Source organism: Streptomyces sp. CY-1, from assembly GCF_047218265.1.
Classification (GTDB): Bacteria; Actinomycetota; Actinomycetes; order Streptomycetales; family Streptomycetaceae; genus Streptomyces; species Streptomyces niphimycinicus.
In genome coordinates this window covers 295,035-309,834 of sequence record NZ_CP178393.1, presented here as the reverse complement: position 1 = coordinate 309,834, position 14,800 = coordinate 295,035, and the positions used below count along the sequence as shown (strand labels likewise).

Genomic DNA, 14,800 nt, shown 5'->3' with positions numbered 1-14,800 from the left:
TCATGCCTGGAGTTCTTCGCCCAGTTTGGCCAGCCAGTCGCTGGTGCCCTGCTCCCGCCAGCTCGGTTCCTCCCTGCCGTCGAGGAAGGTCGCCTGCTCGGTGAGGGTGAGCCGGGTGCCCTCGCCCTCGGCGGTGAGCTCGATCGTGGTCATGGACACCGTGGCAAGGGTGTCGTCGGCAGTCAGTGTCGAGGAGTAGACGATCCGCTGATCCGGGACGATGTCGTGGTACACCGAGGCGAACGCCAGATCCTTGCCGTCCGGCGTCCGGCCACGGGTCGATTCCCGCCCGCCAGCACGGAAGTCGAGTTCATGAGTGCCCCCGGACCCGAACCAGCGGGCCTTCGCGGCCGGATCGGCCCAGGCGGCGAACACGCGCGCCGGTTCCGCGGGGTAGACGCGCTCCAGGTCGAACGTGGTGTGCGTGACGGTCATGATGTGGTCCCTTCTGATGGGCCGGGCTCGGCGAGGAAGTCGCCGAGGTCGTCGAGCCTGGTCTCCCAGGTGGTGCGCTGCCGCCCGAGCCAGCTTTCGCCGGCCCGCAGGGCCTCCGGTTCGATCCGGCAGGTGCGGACCCGGCCGACCTTCTCCGACCGGACGATCCCGGCGGTTTCCAGCACCTGAAGGTGCTGGACGACCGCGGCGAGCGACATGGTCAGCGGCGCGGCGAGCTCGCTCACCGAGGCGGGTCCGCGAATCAGCCGCTCGACCATCGCACGTCGAGTCCGATCACCCAGAGCCCGGAAGACCAGGTCCAGTCGCTCTTCATGGTTAAGCACATTCTTAAGTGAAGGCCCAGTGGAGCGCAAAGTCAAGTAGTCACTTAAGTAATCTCAGGCCATCGCCCGAACGCGGTGCCACCCACCAGGTTGCGCTAACCAGAAGTTAGTGCTTTCCTTTGGTCACTGCTTCCGAGCTGCCTGTTCGGGCTATGCGAGCGCCCCCAGAGGAGTAATTCACCGTGACCACCCCTGTAGTGTCCATCGCGTACCACTCCGGCTACGGCCACACCGCCGTGATCGCCGAGGCCGTCCGCGCCGGCGCCGCCGAGGCCGGCGCCGAGGTGCACCTGATCAAGGTGGACGAGATCACCGACGAACAGTGGGAGACGCTGGACCGCTCCGACGCGATCGTCTTCGGTTCGCCCACCTACATGGGCACCGCCTCCGGCGCCTTCCATGTGTTCGCCGAGGCGTCCTCCAAGCGCTGGTTCCAGCTCGCCTGGAAGGACAAGCTGGCGGCGGGCTTCACCAACTCCGCCTCGAAGAGTGGCGACAAGCTGCACACCCTCCAGTTCTTCCAGATCCTCGCCGGCCAGCACGGCATGCACTGGGTCAACCTCGGCCTGCACCCCGGCTGGAACAGCAGCACGGGATCCGAGCACGACCTCAATCGCCTCGGCGTCTTCGCGGGCGCGGCCGCCCAGACCAACAGCGACGAGGGCCCGGAGGCCGTTCACAAGGCCGATGTGGCCACGGCCGGACACCTGGGACGCCGGGTGACCGAGACGGCCAAGGTGTTCGCGCGGGGGAGTGCCGCCGCGTAGCCGGGCCGCGGGTCCGAGCTGACCTCAGGGCTCGGCGTGGAGAACGGGGGCAGCGGGCCTTCTCGAGTACCTGGACACGCAGGTGCTCTGGCCCCGGACGGCATGACCCCGCGCATGCCCCCGAGGCTATGCGCCCTGCGCCGACTGCCGAATGATCAGGTCGGTCAGCAGGGCCAGCGGAGGCCAGTTGTCGCGACCCCGGCGGGCGACGGCGAAGGCGCGCAGGACAACGTCCGGCGCGGTGAGCGGCACCAGATGGACACCGGGCCGCGTGGAGGTGGCCATCGGCAGCAGCCCCACGCCCATTCCCGCCGCGATCATGCCCTGTACGAGGTCGAGGTTGTCCGCCTGGTGCGTGAGGTGGGGGGTGAAGCCGGCCATGGAGGCGAGTGTCCGGATGACGGTCTCGTCACCGGTGTTGCGCGAGTTGCCGATCCAGTCCGCCGTGCGGAACCAGCGGAAGACCTCCGGGGCGCCCGGCGCCGAGGGACGGGCGACGTTGTCAGGAATGCCCAGGCCCCAGGGAGCGGTCCACAGCGGGGTGATCGCGACCGCGGGGTCCGGCTCGGCCGGTGCCAGGTTGTAGTCGTAGGTGAGCGCGAGGTCGGCCTCGTCGTTGGCCAGCAGATTGAGGGCTTCGGCGGGTTCGTGCTCACGGACCAGGATGCTGAGCTGAGGATGGCTGGTGGACAAACCGCTGATGATGGGCAGCAGTTGGGCTCGGATGGCGGTGGCGAAGCCTGCCACGCGCACTGTGCCGGTCGGCGGCGCGTCGGGGCTCAGGTCCCGCTGTGCGGCCTCGACCGCCGCGAGGATCGTCACGGCGTGTTCCGCCAGACGGCGGCCCGCCGGCGTGAGCCTGACCCTGCGCCCATGCGGCTCGATCAGTGCCGTGCCCATGTCCTGGGCCAAGGCGGCGACCTGCTGGGAAACCGTCGAGGTGGTAGTGCCGGTGGCCTCGGCCACGGCGCGCATCGAGCCTCGCCGGGCCAGCTCGGCCAGCATGTGCAGGCGGCGCGTTTCCATCCCTCCATTGTCCATGAATGTCGAACGAATCATTCAGGATCGGCACGTGGACGTGAACGGTGTCGAGGATCTGTACTGGGCCCATGAACGCTCCCGAACCGCCTGAGGCTCTTCCTTCCCCTCGCTCGCGCCATACCGGCGCCGCGTCCGGTTTGCTCATGGCCGCCACCTCGATGTGCACCGTGCAGCTCGGATCGGCTCTGACGGTTCCGCTGTTCGGACAGCTCGGCGCGCTGGGAACCGCGGGGCTGCGCCTGGGCTGGGCGGGGCTGATTCTGCTGGTCGCCATCCGCCCCCGGCCCCGTGACTTCAGCCCCCGGGACCTTCATGCCTGCATGGTGCTCGGTCTCGTGACCGCCGGAATGATGGTCTTCTTCATGCAGGCCATCGCCCGTCTCCCGCTGGGGACCGCGAGCGCACTGGAATTCCTGGGACCGCTCACCGTCTCCCTCTTCGGCCCGAGGAAGGGACGCCTCGTCTGGGCGGCCGCGGCGGCGACGGGCGTCGTGCTGCTGACCGAACCCTGGCACGGCGGCGCCGACCTCGTGGGGGTGGGGAGCGCGCTGCTCGCCGCGGGGTGCTGGGCCGCGTACATACTGCTGACCCAACGGGTCGGTGATCGCGTCACCGGACTGAAGGGGCTCGCTGTCTCCATGCCGGTCGCAGCGGTGCTGGGGCTGGCGCTCGCCGCCCCGGACCTCGCCGGACGCCTCACGGGGTCAGCGCTGTGGACCATGCTGGTTCTGGCGGTGCTGAGCCCCGTCATCCCCTTCGCTCTCGAGTTTCTCGCCCTGCGTCGTCTGACCGCGTCCGCGTTCGGCACTCTGATGAGCCTTGAGCCCGCCATCGCCCTCATGGTCGGTCTGGTCGTTCTCGGCCAGCGGCCCGGGACGGCTGCGACACTCGGCCTGGTTCTCGTGGTCGTGGCCAGTGTCGGTGCCACCCGCGCCGGTGCCCGTCCCGCGGTGTCCGCCAAAGAGGCACTGGCTTCCTCAGCCTGCGTCTGATCACGCGGCCGGGAACATGTTTTTGGGGCCCCTCAGAGAAAACCTCAGAGGAAAACGCGAGCAATATCAAGCCACTTCTGCGCATCCTTGCCGACCGCCGTGAGGTCGGTTTCGGCTCGGGACCCGCGCCGGGTCACTCGAAGGCAGAAGTCGAGGGCACTGCCCTGAATCCGCTGCATGGCATCTTCCGGGCCCCATGCCCAGGTCTGGCCGTCGGGACCGGTCAGCTCGACACGGAACGGCTCTTCCGGAACAGGCAACTGGGCAGCATAGAAGGACAGCGCTCGCCCAATCACTCCCAGCGAGGCCACATGGTGAAGCCGACCCGTGGGACGGCGTGAGACACCCAGTGCATCGAAAATGTCCTGCCCATGAGCCCACGTTTCCATCAGTCGAAGCGGCACCATGAGCGCCGCGGTGAGCTGTGAGCCGTACCATGGAAACCCGTGGTCCAGTGGAATGTCGCGCAGCGCCGCCGCCACCTCGGTTCGGCCGGTGCGCCATTGTTCCAGCAGTGCCGATCGCGGTGTGGCCGCTCCCGCGGCAGCATCGAGATCGGCGTATTGGCTGCCCGCGGCCTCTGCCCGCTTCAGCACGGCGTCGAACGCGTCCGGGGTGCGTATGGCGATGAGAACGTTCGCATCCGCTGAGGCGAGATGAGCGATCTGGTGGGCGATCGTCCACCCCGCTGCCGGGGTGGGCTTGGTCCAGTCGGTCTGCGCCGATACCAGGGCGTCGAGTTCATCTCCTTCGGCCACCAAGTCGGGCAGAGCAAGGTCGTGCTCTACGCTGGACATGTCAAGGCCGTAGTCCAACATCACTGTCACCTTCACACATTGACGGCAACGGGTCTGTCCCGGTTGGGAGGGGCGAAGTTGATCTCGTGTGATCAGGCTACCTGAGGTTGATTCCTGTCAACTTCTGTCCGCCATCCGCTGTTTCGCTTGGAGGGGACCATGTCCACATCCATCGGCATGCCCGCCGATCCGACGTTGAGCTACCGGGCTATCGAGAACTTGATCGCACGTTACGCCGAGCTCGTGGACGACGGTGATTTCGCGGGGCTCGGAATACTTCTCGCCGAAGCCACCTTCACGGGCACGGGCGAGCCGGTGAGCGGGCGCGACGCGATCGAGAAGATGTTCCAGGACACTCTGATCGTCTACGCCGACGGCACGCCGCGAACCCAGCATGTCACCACCAACGTTGCCATCGAGGTCGACGAACAGGCGGGCACGGCGGTCTCGCGTTCGTATGTCACCGTGTTCCAGGCGCTTCCCGACCTGCCGCTGCAACCCATCGCCGCCGGTCGGTACCGTGACCGCTTCGAGCGCCATGAGGGGCAGTGGCGCTTCGCAGAGCGACGGGTCCGCATCAACCTGATCGGCGATGTGAGCCGCCATGCGCACCAGGCTGCCGCACGGCGGTAGTCGCCTGAAGGGGCCGCGCCCCCGGACAACGGGGTCGCGGCCCTGGCGCAGCTCGACAGGCCGCCCAGCTCGCGTCGCCTCAGATCATGAGCAGCAGCCGCGTGTGCGGTACCAGCTTCCGGTTCACGCTGGTGCTCTGCACGAATATCGTGAAGTCGTTGTTGTGGTCCGGCTTCACGCGAACTTCCGTGTCCGGCAGGCCCAGTAGGGATCGGGCCTCCGGCCCCGTGTACACCCGGTCCGTCTTCTTCTCCAGCACCGCGATCTGCTTCCGCGCCTGGATCTTCTCCGATTTACTCAGTTGATAGAACGCGCCACCGGTGCGGTAGGTGTGCCCGCATTCGATGACCCATTCCCGGATCGCCGCTTCGCGAGCCACCGGAATGAGCTGATACTCCGACGGATTCACCGGGGTGAGACCGGCTGCTTTGATGGTCTCCTTGTTGACCGCCTCCGCACCTGTGGAGAATACCGCGCGCGATCCCCGGATGCCCTGGGCCCGGCCCATCATAAAGTTCTCGGTGGCCTGCTGGATAACCTGCCCTGCCTCCTCCAGGCCCTGTGTGCTCGTGGCGTCCCAGATGGCGATATTGTCCTTCGGGAAGCCGCACTGCATGGCCTCGCGCTTGCCCATCTGGTCCGGCACAAGGACGGCCAGTGTCCAGTTGTCCTCCTGCGTCTGCATCAGGTTGGCCACGGCCTGCACGAGTTCGCGTGGGTTTTTGGTAGGGGCGTCCGGGCAGCGATGGCTCGCGTTCTCCTGGCCGTCCGTCAGTACGAACGTCAGGAAGCTGTGGTCGCCGTACAGTTGGGCGGTCTGCGCAAGCTCCCGCTGCGACTTCAGCGTGGCCGCCAGCAGCGCCGTCATTCCACCGACCCGGTAAAGCTGCTTCAGGGACGGCATACGCAGCACGTCCTTGTCGTAGATGACGCACTCCACCTTGTCCGCGAAGACGTAGACCGTGACGCGGGTTTCCTGGTCCAGTTCCTTCGATCGTCGGGCCAGATACGCAATCTGCTGGTCGGCGACTTCAACGACCTTGCCGCTCAAATGTGACATGGACGAACTCGCATCCAGCACAAGAGCAACGTGATTGATGTAGTTCTGGTTTCCGGACATGGACGCTCCCCTTTTTCCTTCTCGATGCTCCTACCTTCTCACCCACCACTGACAATCGATGTGGAGCACGGGCCCGTGCAGGTGAGTGGAGCGGTGTCAGGAGGAGAAGCGCACGTAGTCGAAGCGTGCGGTCACTCCCTCACCGGCCAGGGAGACGAGGCCGATGCGCGGTTCGGAGCCGGCGGGCAGATGCCAGACCCCACCCCAGATGTAGTGTTTCCCGTCCCGGCTCGTGGCCGACTGGAACCGGTGTTCGCCGGTCGCCGGATCGACGGTATGGCGCAGCCGCAGCCACATGGTGTCGGCCGACGGGCCCAACTGCATCTCCGGCCAACTATCACGGTCCCGGCCGATCCACAGGAAAGCCTGCCGCGACGGGCCGGTCCGGGTCGGAGCCAGATGGATGGAGTTCCCCGGGCTCTGGAAGGCGATCAGCCCGGCCTGGCTGCGTCCGTCGGGGGCGTCGGTGATCGGGAAGCGCAGCTTGGTCTCGACCGTGTAGGTGCCGGTCGGAGCGTCACGAAGCAGCGCCGATGCCATGGTCCCCTTGCCGGAGAAGTCGGCATCCTGCGTCGGCCACACATACTGGCCGTCGGCGACCTTTCCGTCGGCGGGGCCGAACCACGTCCACCCGTCCAACTGGCCGTCGTCGAAGTCCTCGTCGTACTGCGGCAGTCGGGGCCCGATCCGGGGGTCCGGCTGTTTGACGGTCACCGGCGTGTAGAGCCGGGTCACGCCGACGTTGTCAGCCTCGCCCGCACTGTGCGTCGAGGCGACACCGCCACGGCGCCAGTTCTTGGGTACGTCCACCGTCAGCTCGGCCAGCGGCATGTCGAGCATGGCCGAGTCGGCTTGTACCTGCGCGGCCCCGTCGCGGATCTCGGCCGTGAGCGAGTGCCAGGTCCGCGGGTCGGCGTTCGCGGGCAGACGAGCGGTGCGCTTGCGCACCACCTTCCGGTCCCGGGTGACCTCGACGGAGAGGGTGCCGGTGGAGTCCAGCCAGGCCACGACGTGGTTGAACCGGCCTGCGGATGCCAGGACAAGGCCGACCCGGCCCTTGTCGTCGCGCAGCCGGACGTCGGCCTCGATCCTCACATCGCCCTCCGGGGCGTGTCGCGGCAGCAGCAGTTGCGGGATCGCGGCCCGGGACCGGCCGCGGGCGTATCGCCCCGAGTCCGGATCCGAAGCCGTGGTCCAGGACCCGTACCCGGCGGTGTCGAAGCCGCCGAGGCCGTCGTCGAAGGTGCTGCCCGCGTCCCATCCGCTCGTCGGCGCGGTCCGCCGGTCCTCGCTGGTCCAGGCGCCCGCGCGCACCGTCGGCCAGCCGTCGATCCAGTCGAGCCGGTCCATCATGGCCGGCCGTCCACCCCAGTTCGGATCGCTCTCGTGGCGGTCGAATCCGTTGGTGAGGATCCACTCCTGGCCGGACTTGTCCACGACGTTCGCCGAGTGGCCGGTCGCGACCCACTTGTTGCCGTTCGGCGCGTTGACGATCGTGCCGCCGACGTGCAGGTCGGCCAGGCCGACGCCCTCGGCGTCCTTGAAGGGGCCCATCGGGTCCTTGGCCCGCCCGACGAACACCGGATAGGCGCCCTTGTCCCGGGCACAGCAGCCCAGGCCGGAGTAGAACAGGTAGTACCAGCCGTCGCGCTTGACCACGTACGCGGCTTCGCCGCGCCGGGCGCCGACCACCTGCACCGGATCACCGACCGGCGCGGTGCCCTCCTCGTTCAGGCGCACCGCCTGGATTCCGCCGTCGCGGAACGAGCCGTAGTAGAGGTACTTCCGGCCGTCGGAGTCGACGAACACCGAGGGATCGATCTGATTGACCGCCGTCCCGTACGGCAGCACGGGATGGCCGATGTCCTTCCACGGGCCTGCCGGATGGTCCGACGTGGCCAGCGCGATGGTGTTCTGGTCGCCGCCGGCGACCGAGTAGTAGAGGTAGTACTTCCCGTTGAGGTAGCGGATGTCGGGTGCCCAGTAGTAGGTGGTCGCGAAGTCGCGCCACTCCGGGTGGTTGTCGGGCCCGAAGACATCACCGACGTAGGTCCAGTTGACGAGGTCGGCCGAGCGCGTGATCGGCATGAAGTGCTGGGACTCCCATGGACCTCCCTGGTTGTCCCGGCGCATGCTGGTCTGGGTCGCGTACGCGTACCAGTAGCCGTCCTTGCCCCGGATGATCGACGGGTCGGAGAAGGCGTCCGCGACGTTGTCCATCACGGGGTTCTGGTACGTGCCGGGCGGATCGGCGGGATCGGCCGCGGCCGGTCCGGGATGCGCACCGCCCAGGCCGAGGACCATGACCAGGGCGAGGAGGGCGGTGCCGGGTCTGCCCCGGACCGCGCGGAATCGTGCTGACGTCGAAGCCATGTCGGGAGCTCTCCTTTGTGGATACCGGATATGGCGGAGATATCGCGGATGCCGGGTCGCGGGCCGCGCCCGGAAGAACGGATGGGTGTGCGGCGCGGGGGTGGTCTCAGACGATGACCAGGGCCGCGATGCGCCAGAGGCCGTTCAGCTTCGAACCGGTGATCTCCAGGTCGGCGGTGCGCCCGTCCGCTCCACCGTCGAGTCCGAAGGAGAACCAGACGAAGGCGCGGCTCGGCAGGCTGTCGTCGCCGGAGCGTCCGAGGACCGTGCCGTCCTCGGAGATGGTGGTGACACCCGAATCGGTGAGTGAGTCGCCGGTCAGCACCCGCACCGTGTGCTTGCCGGCCGGCACCGGGACGCGCAGGACGGTGGGCTTGCCCCTCTGCATGACGATGTCGCGGCGCAGGTCGTCGGCGTTGCCCCGGTCACGGGTGTTAGGTCGGACGCCGATCCAGCCGAAGCCGCGGTCGCCGGTGTAGTCGTCCTCGGGCGACAGTCTGGTGTACCCGGTCAGCAGCGGGCTGGACGGCGGGCCCGCGTCGAACGCCGTGGCCGCGTCTTCGGGGTGTGGCGTGGTGACCACGGACACCGACCGGCCGCGCTCGATCTCCGCATCGCCACTGGTGAGCCGGATCTCGACGGTGGCGAATCCCGGAGTGGACACCGGGGTCCCGGTGACGGTCAGCTCCCGCTCGGCTCCGGCGGCGACCGACAGGGTCCGCTCGGTACTGGACCAGCCGTCGGGGGTGACGAGGCGGGCGGTGACATCGCGGTCCGTTGTGCCGGTGTTGCGCACCAGCACCGTGACCGGGTTGGCCCGGCCCGCCCACCACACCGGATCCGCCGCCGCCCGCATGACGACGAGGGACGGTACCGGGGCGCCGGGGTCCGTGACGGCGAACGCGGACAGCCGCCAGGGGCCGCCCACCCCCGTGAACGTGATGTCCGTGGTGCGGCCGGTGGCACCTCCGTCGAGGGGGAGCTCCAGCCAGGTGAAGGTTCCGCCGGGCTGCTTCGGACTGGTGGCGACGGTGGCGCCGTCCACCGCGACCCGGGTCGGCGAGGCCGTGGCACCGGTGTCACCGACCAGCACGTACGCGGTGTGCTTGCCCGCCGGTAGGGCGACGCGCAGCACCCGGGACGAGTTGTGCCACAGGTGGTCGCGCAACAGGGGCTCGCCACCGCGGTCCCTGGCCGATGGGGCGGCGCCGACCCAGCCGTGGCCGGCCGACGCGGACCAGGCCGACTCCGGGGTCAGCGCGTCGTAGCCGGGCATCGAAGTCCCGTTCTGTGGACCGGCGTTGAGCGCGACGAGGCAGCGGCTGCCCTCGGGAGCGACGACCAGGGAGGGCGGCCGGCCGTCGAGCCGGGTGAGCTTCGGCGCCACGTCCAGGTCCAGGGCGGCGACGGTGCCCGACAACGGGGGTGCGACCGGCAGTTCGAGGTGCGCGGTCGCGGCGCCGGCCGCGGTCCGTTCGGCGGGCTCGGTGCGCCAGTTTGCCGACGGTGGCCGCAGTGCGACCGTGAGGTCGCGCTCCCGCGCGGAGGCGTTGGTGACGGCGACCGGCAGCAGGTTCGGCCGACCGCCGAGCAGCACCCGCGGCCCGTTCAGTGCCGCTTGCAGCCATTCCCGCCGCGCGTCGACGATGCGGCTCTTGTCGAAGAAGAATCCGACCACCGTGTCGCGCCAGAACCTCGCATGCTCCCGCTGGGCCTCGAAGCCCGCCTTGACGGCGGCATGGCGCTGCCGGTCGACCTTCCCGGACAGTTCGCTCCACCCGGCGAGGTACCGGTCGACGCGGTCGACCCCGGTGAAATGCGTATCGTAGATGTGCTGGATGACCGTCTTGCCCGAGCGCAGTCGATGGTCGTACGGCACCCAGTGCATGAACAGCAGCAGCTCGTCGGGGCAGGTCGCCACGGACTCGTAGTGCTTCCGCCACGGCCGCGGATAGAGCCCGGTGAAGCCGCTGCCGGTCGCCTCGGTGCGGTCGAAGCCGGTCCCCTCGGTCGTGGAGTGGTGTGACTGGAAGAGGGTGCCCAGCGGGCTCGGGTCCAGATGGTCGCCGCCGGGGTCGGTGAGATAGCCCATCCCCAGCGGTGAGGTGTAGTCCTCGTACGTCCGGCGCGAGTGCGTCAGGATGTCGGCCACGACCTCGGTGACCGCCTCGTCGTGGCCGAAGGTCAGCCCGGCCCACTCCGCGGCCAGGTCCCGGGGATCGGCGTCCGGGTTCCAGCACATCCTGCCGAAGGCGTAGGTGTTCGCCGCTCCCAGCAGATGGCCGGTCCAGTCGCGGGCGTTGCCGAAGTTGCTGACCCCGGCGATGCCCGCCCGCGGCATACGGTCCTTGCCGTCCGCGAGGATGTCGGCGACGGTCGGCCCGGCGCCGGGCCCCCGCGTCGGGAAGGTCAGCACCTCCCGCCACAGCGGAGCCAGATAGGTGGTGTGGACCTCGTGGCCCGTGTACTCCTGGGTGAGCTGGAGCTCCAGCATCTGGTTCGTCTGGCGCATCGCGCCGAACAAGGGGTGTACGGGCTCGCGGATCTGGAAATCGATCGGTCCGTACTTGGTCTGGAGGATGACGTTGTCGTCGAACGCGCCGTCCAGCGGGGCGAACACCCGGTACTGGTACTCCGCCCAGTCGCTGAAATCCTCGTGGACGAAGCTGCGCCAGATGATCTGCCCGTCATGCGGTGCGACCGTGCGGGCCAGCATGTTCGCGCCCTCGGCATGGGTGCGTCCGTAGTCGAGCGGGCCGGGCTGCCCCTCCGAGTTCGCCTTCACCAGGAACCCGCCGAATCCGGGCAGGCTCTTGAAGATTTCGGCGCTCTTGTCCCGCCACCACTGCTGGACCCGCCGATCGGCGGGATCGGCCGTCGTGATCGGATCGGCGTCGTCGGCGGTCAGGATCATCGGGCCGGCGTAGTTGACGGACAGCCAGACAGAGATGCCCCACGAGTGGAGAAGTGCCGCCAGGGGTCTGAGTCTGGTCAGCATCTCGCCGGTGATGAAGTCGGCACTGGCGTTGACGTTGTTGAGCACCGAAGCGTTGACGCCGATGGATGCCATGGACCGCGCATAGTCGACCACCCGGCCGGAGATGTCCGGCAGCTTGTCCCACTCGAAGAGCGAAGTGCCCGCGTAGCCACGCTCGATCGACCCGTCGAAGTTGTCCCAGTGATTCATCATGCGCAGGGCGGTACGCGGCTTCTCCACGACGGACAGCTTGTGCAGCGGCCGCTCGAGCTGGAGCAGACGGATGAGATGGAAGACCCCGGCCAGCACACCCCGATCGCTGCGGGCCCCGATGACCAGCCGCCGCCTGCCCGGCGGGCCGGTCATCTCGATGACGAACCCCTGCCGGCCGATCCGGGCCAGCCGGTCGGGACTCATCTGGGATCGCACGACCGGTGACGCGTCCACCGTGCCGATGACGACCGAGGCTCGATCGGCGGGAGCCCGGACCGGTGCGCTGCCGGTGAGGCCCCGGGCGGCCCGCCGCAGTTCCAGCTCGGCGTTGGCCATGACCGGGCCCTCGCCCTGACGCGCCAGGCCGGCCAGGGCCTCGCGGTACTCGGCGCGCCGCCGGGGATCGGTGGTGGGGCGGTAGCGCAGCCAGAGATCGTAGCCGTCCTCGTCGGGGATGCCCGCCGGCGCGGCGAAGCCGGCCGCCGTGCCCCACGGGCTCAGCACGGCGGCGAAGGCGAGAGCGGATGCCTGGAGCACTCGGCGACGGCCGTACTCGTACTCGGATCGGGCCATTGCGGTCTCTCCTCTACGCGAGAACGAAGGGAATTGCGCCGAGCCCTCAGGTGGTGGCGAGACTATGCGCGGGTTCGGGTGAGAATCGCGCGCAGTTCGGCCACGGGGATCTTCGGTTGGCGGTCCGGTGTGAGCAGGCCGTTGGTCTCCTGCTCGGTGTCGGTGAACTGGGTGTAGCAGAAGCCCGCGAGCCCGGAGTCCACCGCGGCGGCCACCAGGTCGGCGAGGCGTTCGGCGAAGTCCTCCTTCGTGGCCACGGTGTCGTAGCCGAACCACTCGGTGCCCTCGGCCGGTTCGAAGGTCGCGCCGCCGAACTCGCTGAGGACGACGGGCTGCCCCTGATGGCGGATGCCGTCCAGGGTCAGCCGTTTGGCGCCGGGCCACTGGTCGGCGAGCTCGCCCTGCCGCAGCGAGGCGTGGCCGTATCGCTTGCGCAGCACGTCCCCGCGCTGGGTGTAGTCGTGGACGCCCCAGATGTCGGCGGCGGAGATCTCCCAGCCGTCGTTGGAGACGGCGGGGCGGGACGGGTCCAGGGCCTTGGTCAGGTGGTAGAGGGCGTCCATGAAGTGGCGCTGCGCGGGGACGAGCGCCGGGTTCGGTACGGACCAGGACTCGTTGACCGGGACCCAGGCGACGATCGAGGGGTGACCGAGATCGCGGGAGACGGCCTCGGTCCACTCGGCGACCACGCGCTCGACGGTCTGCGCGCCGAAGGTGTACGCCGACGGCATCTCCTCCCACAGCAGCAGTCCGAGCCGGTCGGCCCAGTACAGGAAGCGCGGGTCCTCGATCTTCTGGTGGACACGCAGCCCGTTGAGGCCGATCTCCTTCGCCAGTTCGACGTCGCGGCGCAATTCATCGGCCGAGGCCGACAGATGCGATGCGGGCCAGTAGCCCTGCTGGAGCGCGAACCGGAGGAAGTACGGCTTGTGGTTGAGCAGGAAGACACCGTCGTCCCAGCCGATGTCGCGCAGGCCCAGGTAGGACGCCACACGGTCGACCGGTGTGTCCTCGGCCGCGTCACGCAACTCGACCACCGCGTCGACGAGTTGCGGCCGCTCCGGACTCCACAGCAGGTAGTCGAGGTCCTGCCCGTGGCGCAGGGCGGGCACCGCGACATCGAACTCCGCCTCCTGGCCCTCGATCAGCGTCCGCTGCTCGGCGAGCACCCGCTCGCCCCGCGTGAGGCGGACCGTCACGGTGAGCGGGCGCCGCGGCCAGTGGCCGAGACGCAGCCGGCAGCGGACGCGGGCGTGGGCGACCTCGGGGGTCCAGTGCAGAAGCGTGATGTGCTCGGCCGGGACCTCCTCCAGCCACACCGGCTGCCAGATCCCGGAGGTGCGGTGGTACCAGATGACATGTGGATCCCGGCGCCAGTCCTGCTTGCCGCGGGGCTGCGCGGCGTCGAGCGGCTGGTCCTCGGCGCGGACGACGACGGTCTGCTCGCCGTCCCGGTCGATGGCGTCGGTCAGATCGCAGGTGAAGCCGGTGTGCCCGCCTTCGTGCTGTCCCACCCGGCGGCCGTTCAGCCAGACCTCGGCCCGGTGGTCGACCGCGCCGAAGTGCAGCAGGAGCCGCCGCCCGGCGGCCGGCCGGGCCACGTCGATCGTGCGCCGGTACCAGAGCACCGGGTGGAACGCGGTGTCCGCCACGCCCGAGGCCGCGGACTCGGGCGGATAGGGCACGGTGACGGTGCCGGTGAACGGTGCGGAGGCCGCCGGGTCCATCCAGCGGCCGGCGCGGCCGCGGTCCTCGTCGTCGTGGGCGAACTCCCAGGGACCGCAGAGGTCGCGCCAGTCGGGATCGCGGATGAGCTGCGGCCTCGGATGGCCTGCGGCGTCCAGGTGCGGGTGGGGCATGCGTGAACTCCGATGGTGTGGTGCGTGCGTGGGGGACGGGAGGTGGCGCGCCGCGATTCAGTTCTCCTGGGCGTCCGCGGGGGAGCGGAGGTCCACGACCGTGGCGGCGAACGCCAGCGGACCCGGCAGCAGCGGAACCAGCAGCGGAATCGACCAGGCCAGGAGCCCGCTGAGGATCACGGCACCGGCCAGCAGGAGACTGCCGCGCGGATTCGCGGCCGAGCGGACCAGCGCCTCGCGTGCGGACAGCACATGCGGTGTCTCCAGCGCGGTCGCCCGCAGCGCCACGACAGTGGCGCCCAGGACGAGCAGCGCGAGGGCGGGTGCCATGACGGCCGCTCCGGGCAGCGCGGCGCGCATCAGCGCGGTATCGACCAGGACGACCACCGCGAGCAGCGGCGGCACCAGACCGAGAGCCGCCGACCGCGCGGACAGATGGGCACGCAGATGAGCGCCGTACGTACCGGCCCTTACCTGGACGCCGCTGCCCGCGGCCTGTCGCAATGTCGCGGACGCGGCGGCGAACGCGGCCGGGGCCGTGACGACCGGCAGGCAGGCGAGGCTGGTGAGCAGGCCGATGAGCAGCATGTCGGCGAAGAGGGTGAAGCCGGAGCCGAAGACCTCTCCGGGTTCCCGGCGCTCGCGCGGGGGTGCGATCGGTGCGTGGGCCATGGTG

The 14,800-nt window shown here is 69.3% G+C and carries 12 protein-coding genes; 3 read left to right on the top strand and 9 right to left on the bottom strand.

Going from position 1 to position 14,800, the window contains the following annotated elements:
* Complete coding sequence (locus ACK1X7_RS01505) at positions 1-435, bottom strand: SRPBCC domain-containing protein (protein WP_385150300.1); 435 nt, start codon at positions 433-435, stop codon at positions 1-3.
* Entirely contained in the window at positions 432-779 is a 348-nt protein-coding gene (locus ACK1X7_RS01500; protein WP_361512243.1) for an ArsR/SmtB family transcription factor, read from the bottom strand. The genes ACK1X7_RS01505 and ACK1X7_RS01500 overlap by 4 nt, the downstream gene beginning before the upstream one ends.
* Positions 780-961: 182 nt before the next feature.
* Between ACK1X7_RS01500 and ACK1X7_RS01495 the strand changes: the two genes are divergently transcribed.
* A complete protein-coding gene (locus ACK1X7_RS01495; RefSeq protein ID WP_385150303.1) occupies positions 962-1,546 on the top strand; it encodes a flavodoxin family protein in 585 nt (194 codons plus the stop codon).
* A gap of 126 nt (positions 1,547-1,672) precedes the next feature.
* Here the strand turns inward: ACK1X7_RS01495 and ACK1X7_RS01490 are convergent, their stop codons facing one another.
* Positions 1,673-2,572: a LysR family transcriptional regulator gene (locus ACK1X7_RS01490; protein ID WP_390794207.1), complete on the bottom strand. Its 900-nt coding sequence runs from the start codon at positions 2,570-2,572 to the stop codon at positions 1,673-1,675.
* A 158-nt stretch (positions 2,573-2,730) separates the two neighbouring features.
* Between ACK1X7_RS01490 and ACK1X7_RS01485 the strand changes: the two genes are divergently transcribed.
* Positions 2,731-3,579, top strand: a complete 849-nt coding sequence (locus ACK1X7_RS01485) for an EamA family transporter (protein ID WP_385150309.1) — start codon at positions 2,731-2,733, stop codon at positions 3,577-3,579.
* A gap of 44 nt (positions 3,580-3,623) precedes the next feature.
* On the opposite strand, the gene ACK1X7_RS01480 is transcribed toward ACK1X7_RS01485, so the two are convergent.
* Positions 3,624-4,397 (bottom strand): TIGR03084 family metal-binding protein, encoded by a 774-nt coding sequence (locus ACK1X7_RS01480; RefSeq protein ID WP_385150312.1) that lies wholly within the window; start codon positions 4,395-4,397, stop codon positions 3,624-3,626.
* 138 nt (positions 4,398-4,535) lie between these two features.
* On the opposite strand from ACK1X7_RS01480, the gene ACK1X7_RS01475 reads away from it, so the two are divergent.
* Positions 4,536-5,009, top strand: coding sequence for a nuclear transport factor 2 family protein (locus tag ACK1X7_RS01475; RefSeq protein ID WP_361507677.1), 474 nt, complete (start codon positions 4,536-4,538; stop codon positions 5,007-5,009).
* Between the two features lie 79 nt (positions 5,010-5,088).
* Here ACK1X7_RS01475 and ACK1X7_RS01470 read toward each other — a convergent pair whose 3' ends face one another.
* The 5 genes from ACK1X7_RS01470 to ACK1X7_RS01450 all read right to left on the bottom strand — a co-directional run bounded on the left by ACK1X7_RS01470 (position 5,089) and on the right by ACK1X7_RS01450 (position 14,796).
* The gene (locus tag ACK1X7_RS01470; RefSeq protein ID WP_385150315.1) at positions 5,089-6,129 is read right to left on the bottom strand and encodes a vWA domain-containing protein; all 1,041 of its coding nucleotides are present in this window, start codon (positions 6,127-6,129) and stop codon (positions 5,089-5,091) included.
* 96 nt (positions 6,130-6,225) lie between these two features.
* Complete coding sequence (locus ACK1X7_RS01465) at positions 6,226-8,502, bottom strand: family 43 glycosylhydrolase (RefSeq protein ID WP_413114536.1); 2,277 nt, start codon at positions 8,500-8,502, stop codon at positions 6,226-6,228.
* Between the two features lie 106 nt (positions 8,503-8,608).
* Positions 8,609-12,265 carry an alpha-glucuronidase family glycosyl hydrolase gene (locus ACK1X7_RS01460; RefSeq protein ID WP_413114535.1) on the bottom strand — a complete coding sequence of 1,219 codons (3,657 nt, stop codon included), beginning with the start codon at positions 12,263-12,265 and terminating at the stop codon, positions 8,609-8,611.
* Between the two features lie 62 nt (positions 12,266-12,327).
* The gene (locus tag ACK1X7_RS01455; protein WP_390794210.1) at positions 12,328-14,124 is read right to left on the bottom strand and encodes a sugar-binding domain-containing protein; all 1,797 of its coding nucleotides are present in this window, start codon (positions 14,122-14,124) and stop codon (positions 12,328-12,330) included.
* A 57-nt stretch (positions 14,125-14,181) separates the two neighbouring features.
* A complete protein-coding gene (locus tag ACK1X7_RS01450; protein ID WP_413114534.1) occupies positions 14,182-14,796 on the bottom strand; it encodes a hypothetical protein in 615 nt (204 codons plus the stop codon).
* Positions 14,797-14,800: the final 4 nt, after the last annotated feature.

Bases quoted from the DNA above. Each gene is read 5' to 3' on its own strand.
- ACK1X7_RS01505 (WP_385150300.1), bottom strand. From the start codon at position 435: ATGACCGTCACGCACACCACGTTCGACCTGGAGCGCGTCTACCCCGCG.
- ACK1X7_RS01490 (WP_390794207.1), bottom strand. From the start codon at position 2,572: ATGGAAACGCGCCGCCTGCACATGCTGGCCGAGCTGGCCCGGCGAGGC.
- ACK1X7_RS01485 (WP_385150309.1), top strand. From the start codon at position 2,731: ATGGCCGCCACCTCGATGTGCACCGTGCAGCTCGGATCGGCTCTGACG.
- ACK1X7_RS01480 (WP_385150312.1), bottom strand. From the start codon at position 4,397: ATGTTGGACTACGGCCTTGACATGTCCAGCGTAGAGCACGACCTTGCT.
- ACK1X7_RS01475 (WP_361507677.1), top strand. From the start codon at position 4,536: ATGTCCACATCCATCGGCATGCCCGCCGATCCGACGTTGAGCTACCGG.
- ACK1X7_RS01470 (WP_385150315.1), bottom strand. From the start codon at position 6,129: ATGTCCGGAAACCAGAACTACATCAATCACGTTGCTCTTGTGCTGGAT.
- ACK1X7_RS01465 (WP_413114536.1), bottom strand. From the start codon at position 8,502: ATGGCTTCGACGTCAGCACGATTCCGCGCGGTCCGGGGCAGACCCGGC.
- ACK1X7_RS01460 (WP_413114535.1), bottom strand. From the start codon at position 12,265: ATGGCCCGATCCGAGTACGAGTACGGCCGTCGCCGAGTGCTCCAGGCA.
- ACK1X7_RS01455 (WP_390794210.1), bottom strand. From the start codon at position 14,124: ATGCCCCACCCGCACCTGGACGCCGCAGGCCATCCGAGGCCGCAGCTC.
- ACK1X7_RS01450 (WP_413114534.1), bottom strand. From the start codon at position 14,796: ATGGCCCACGCACCGATCGCACCCCCGCGCGAGCGCCGGGAACCCGGA.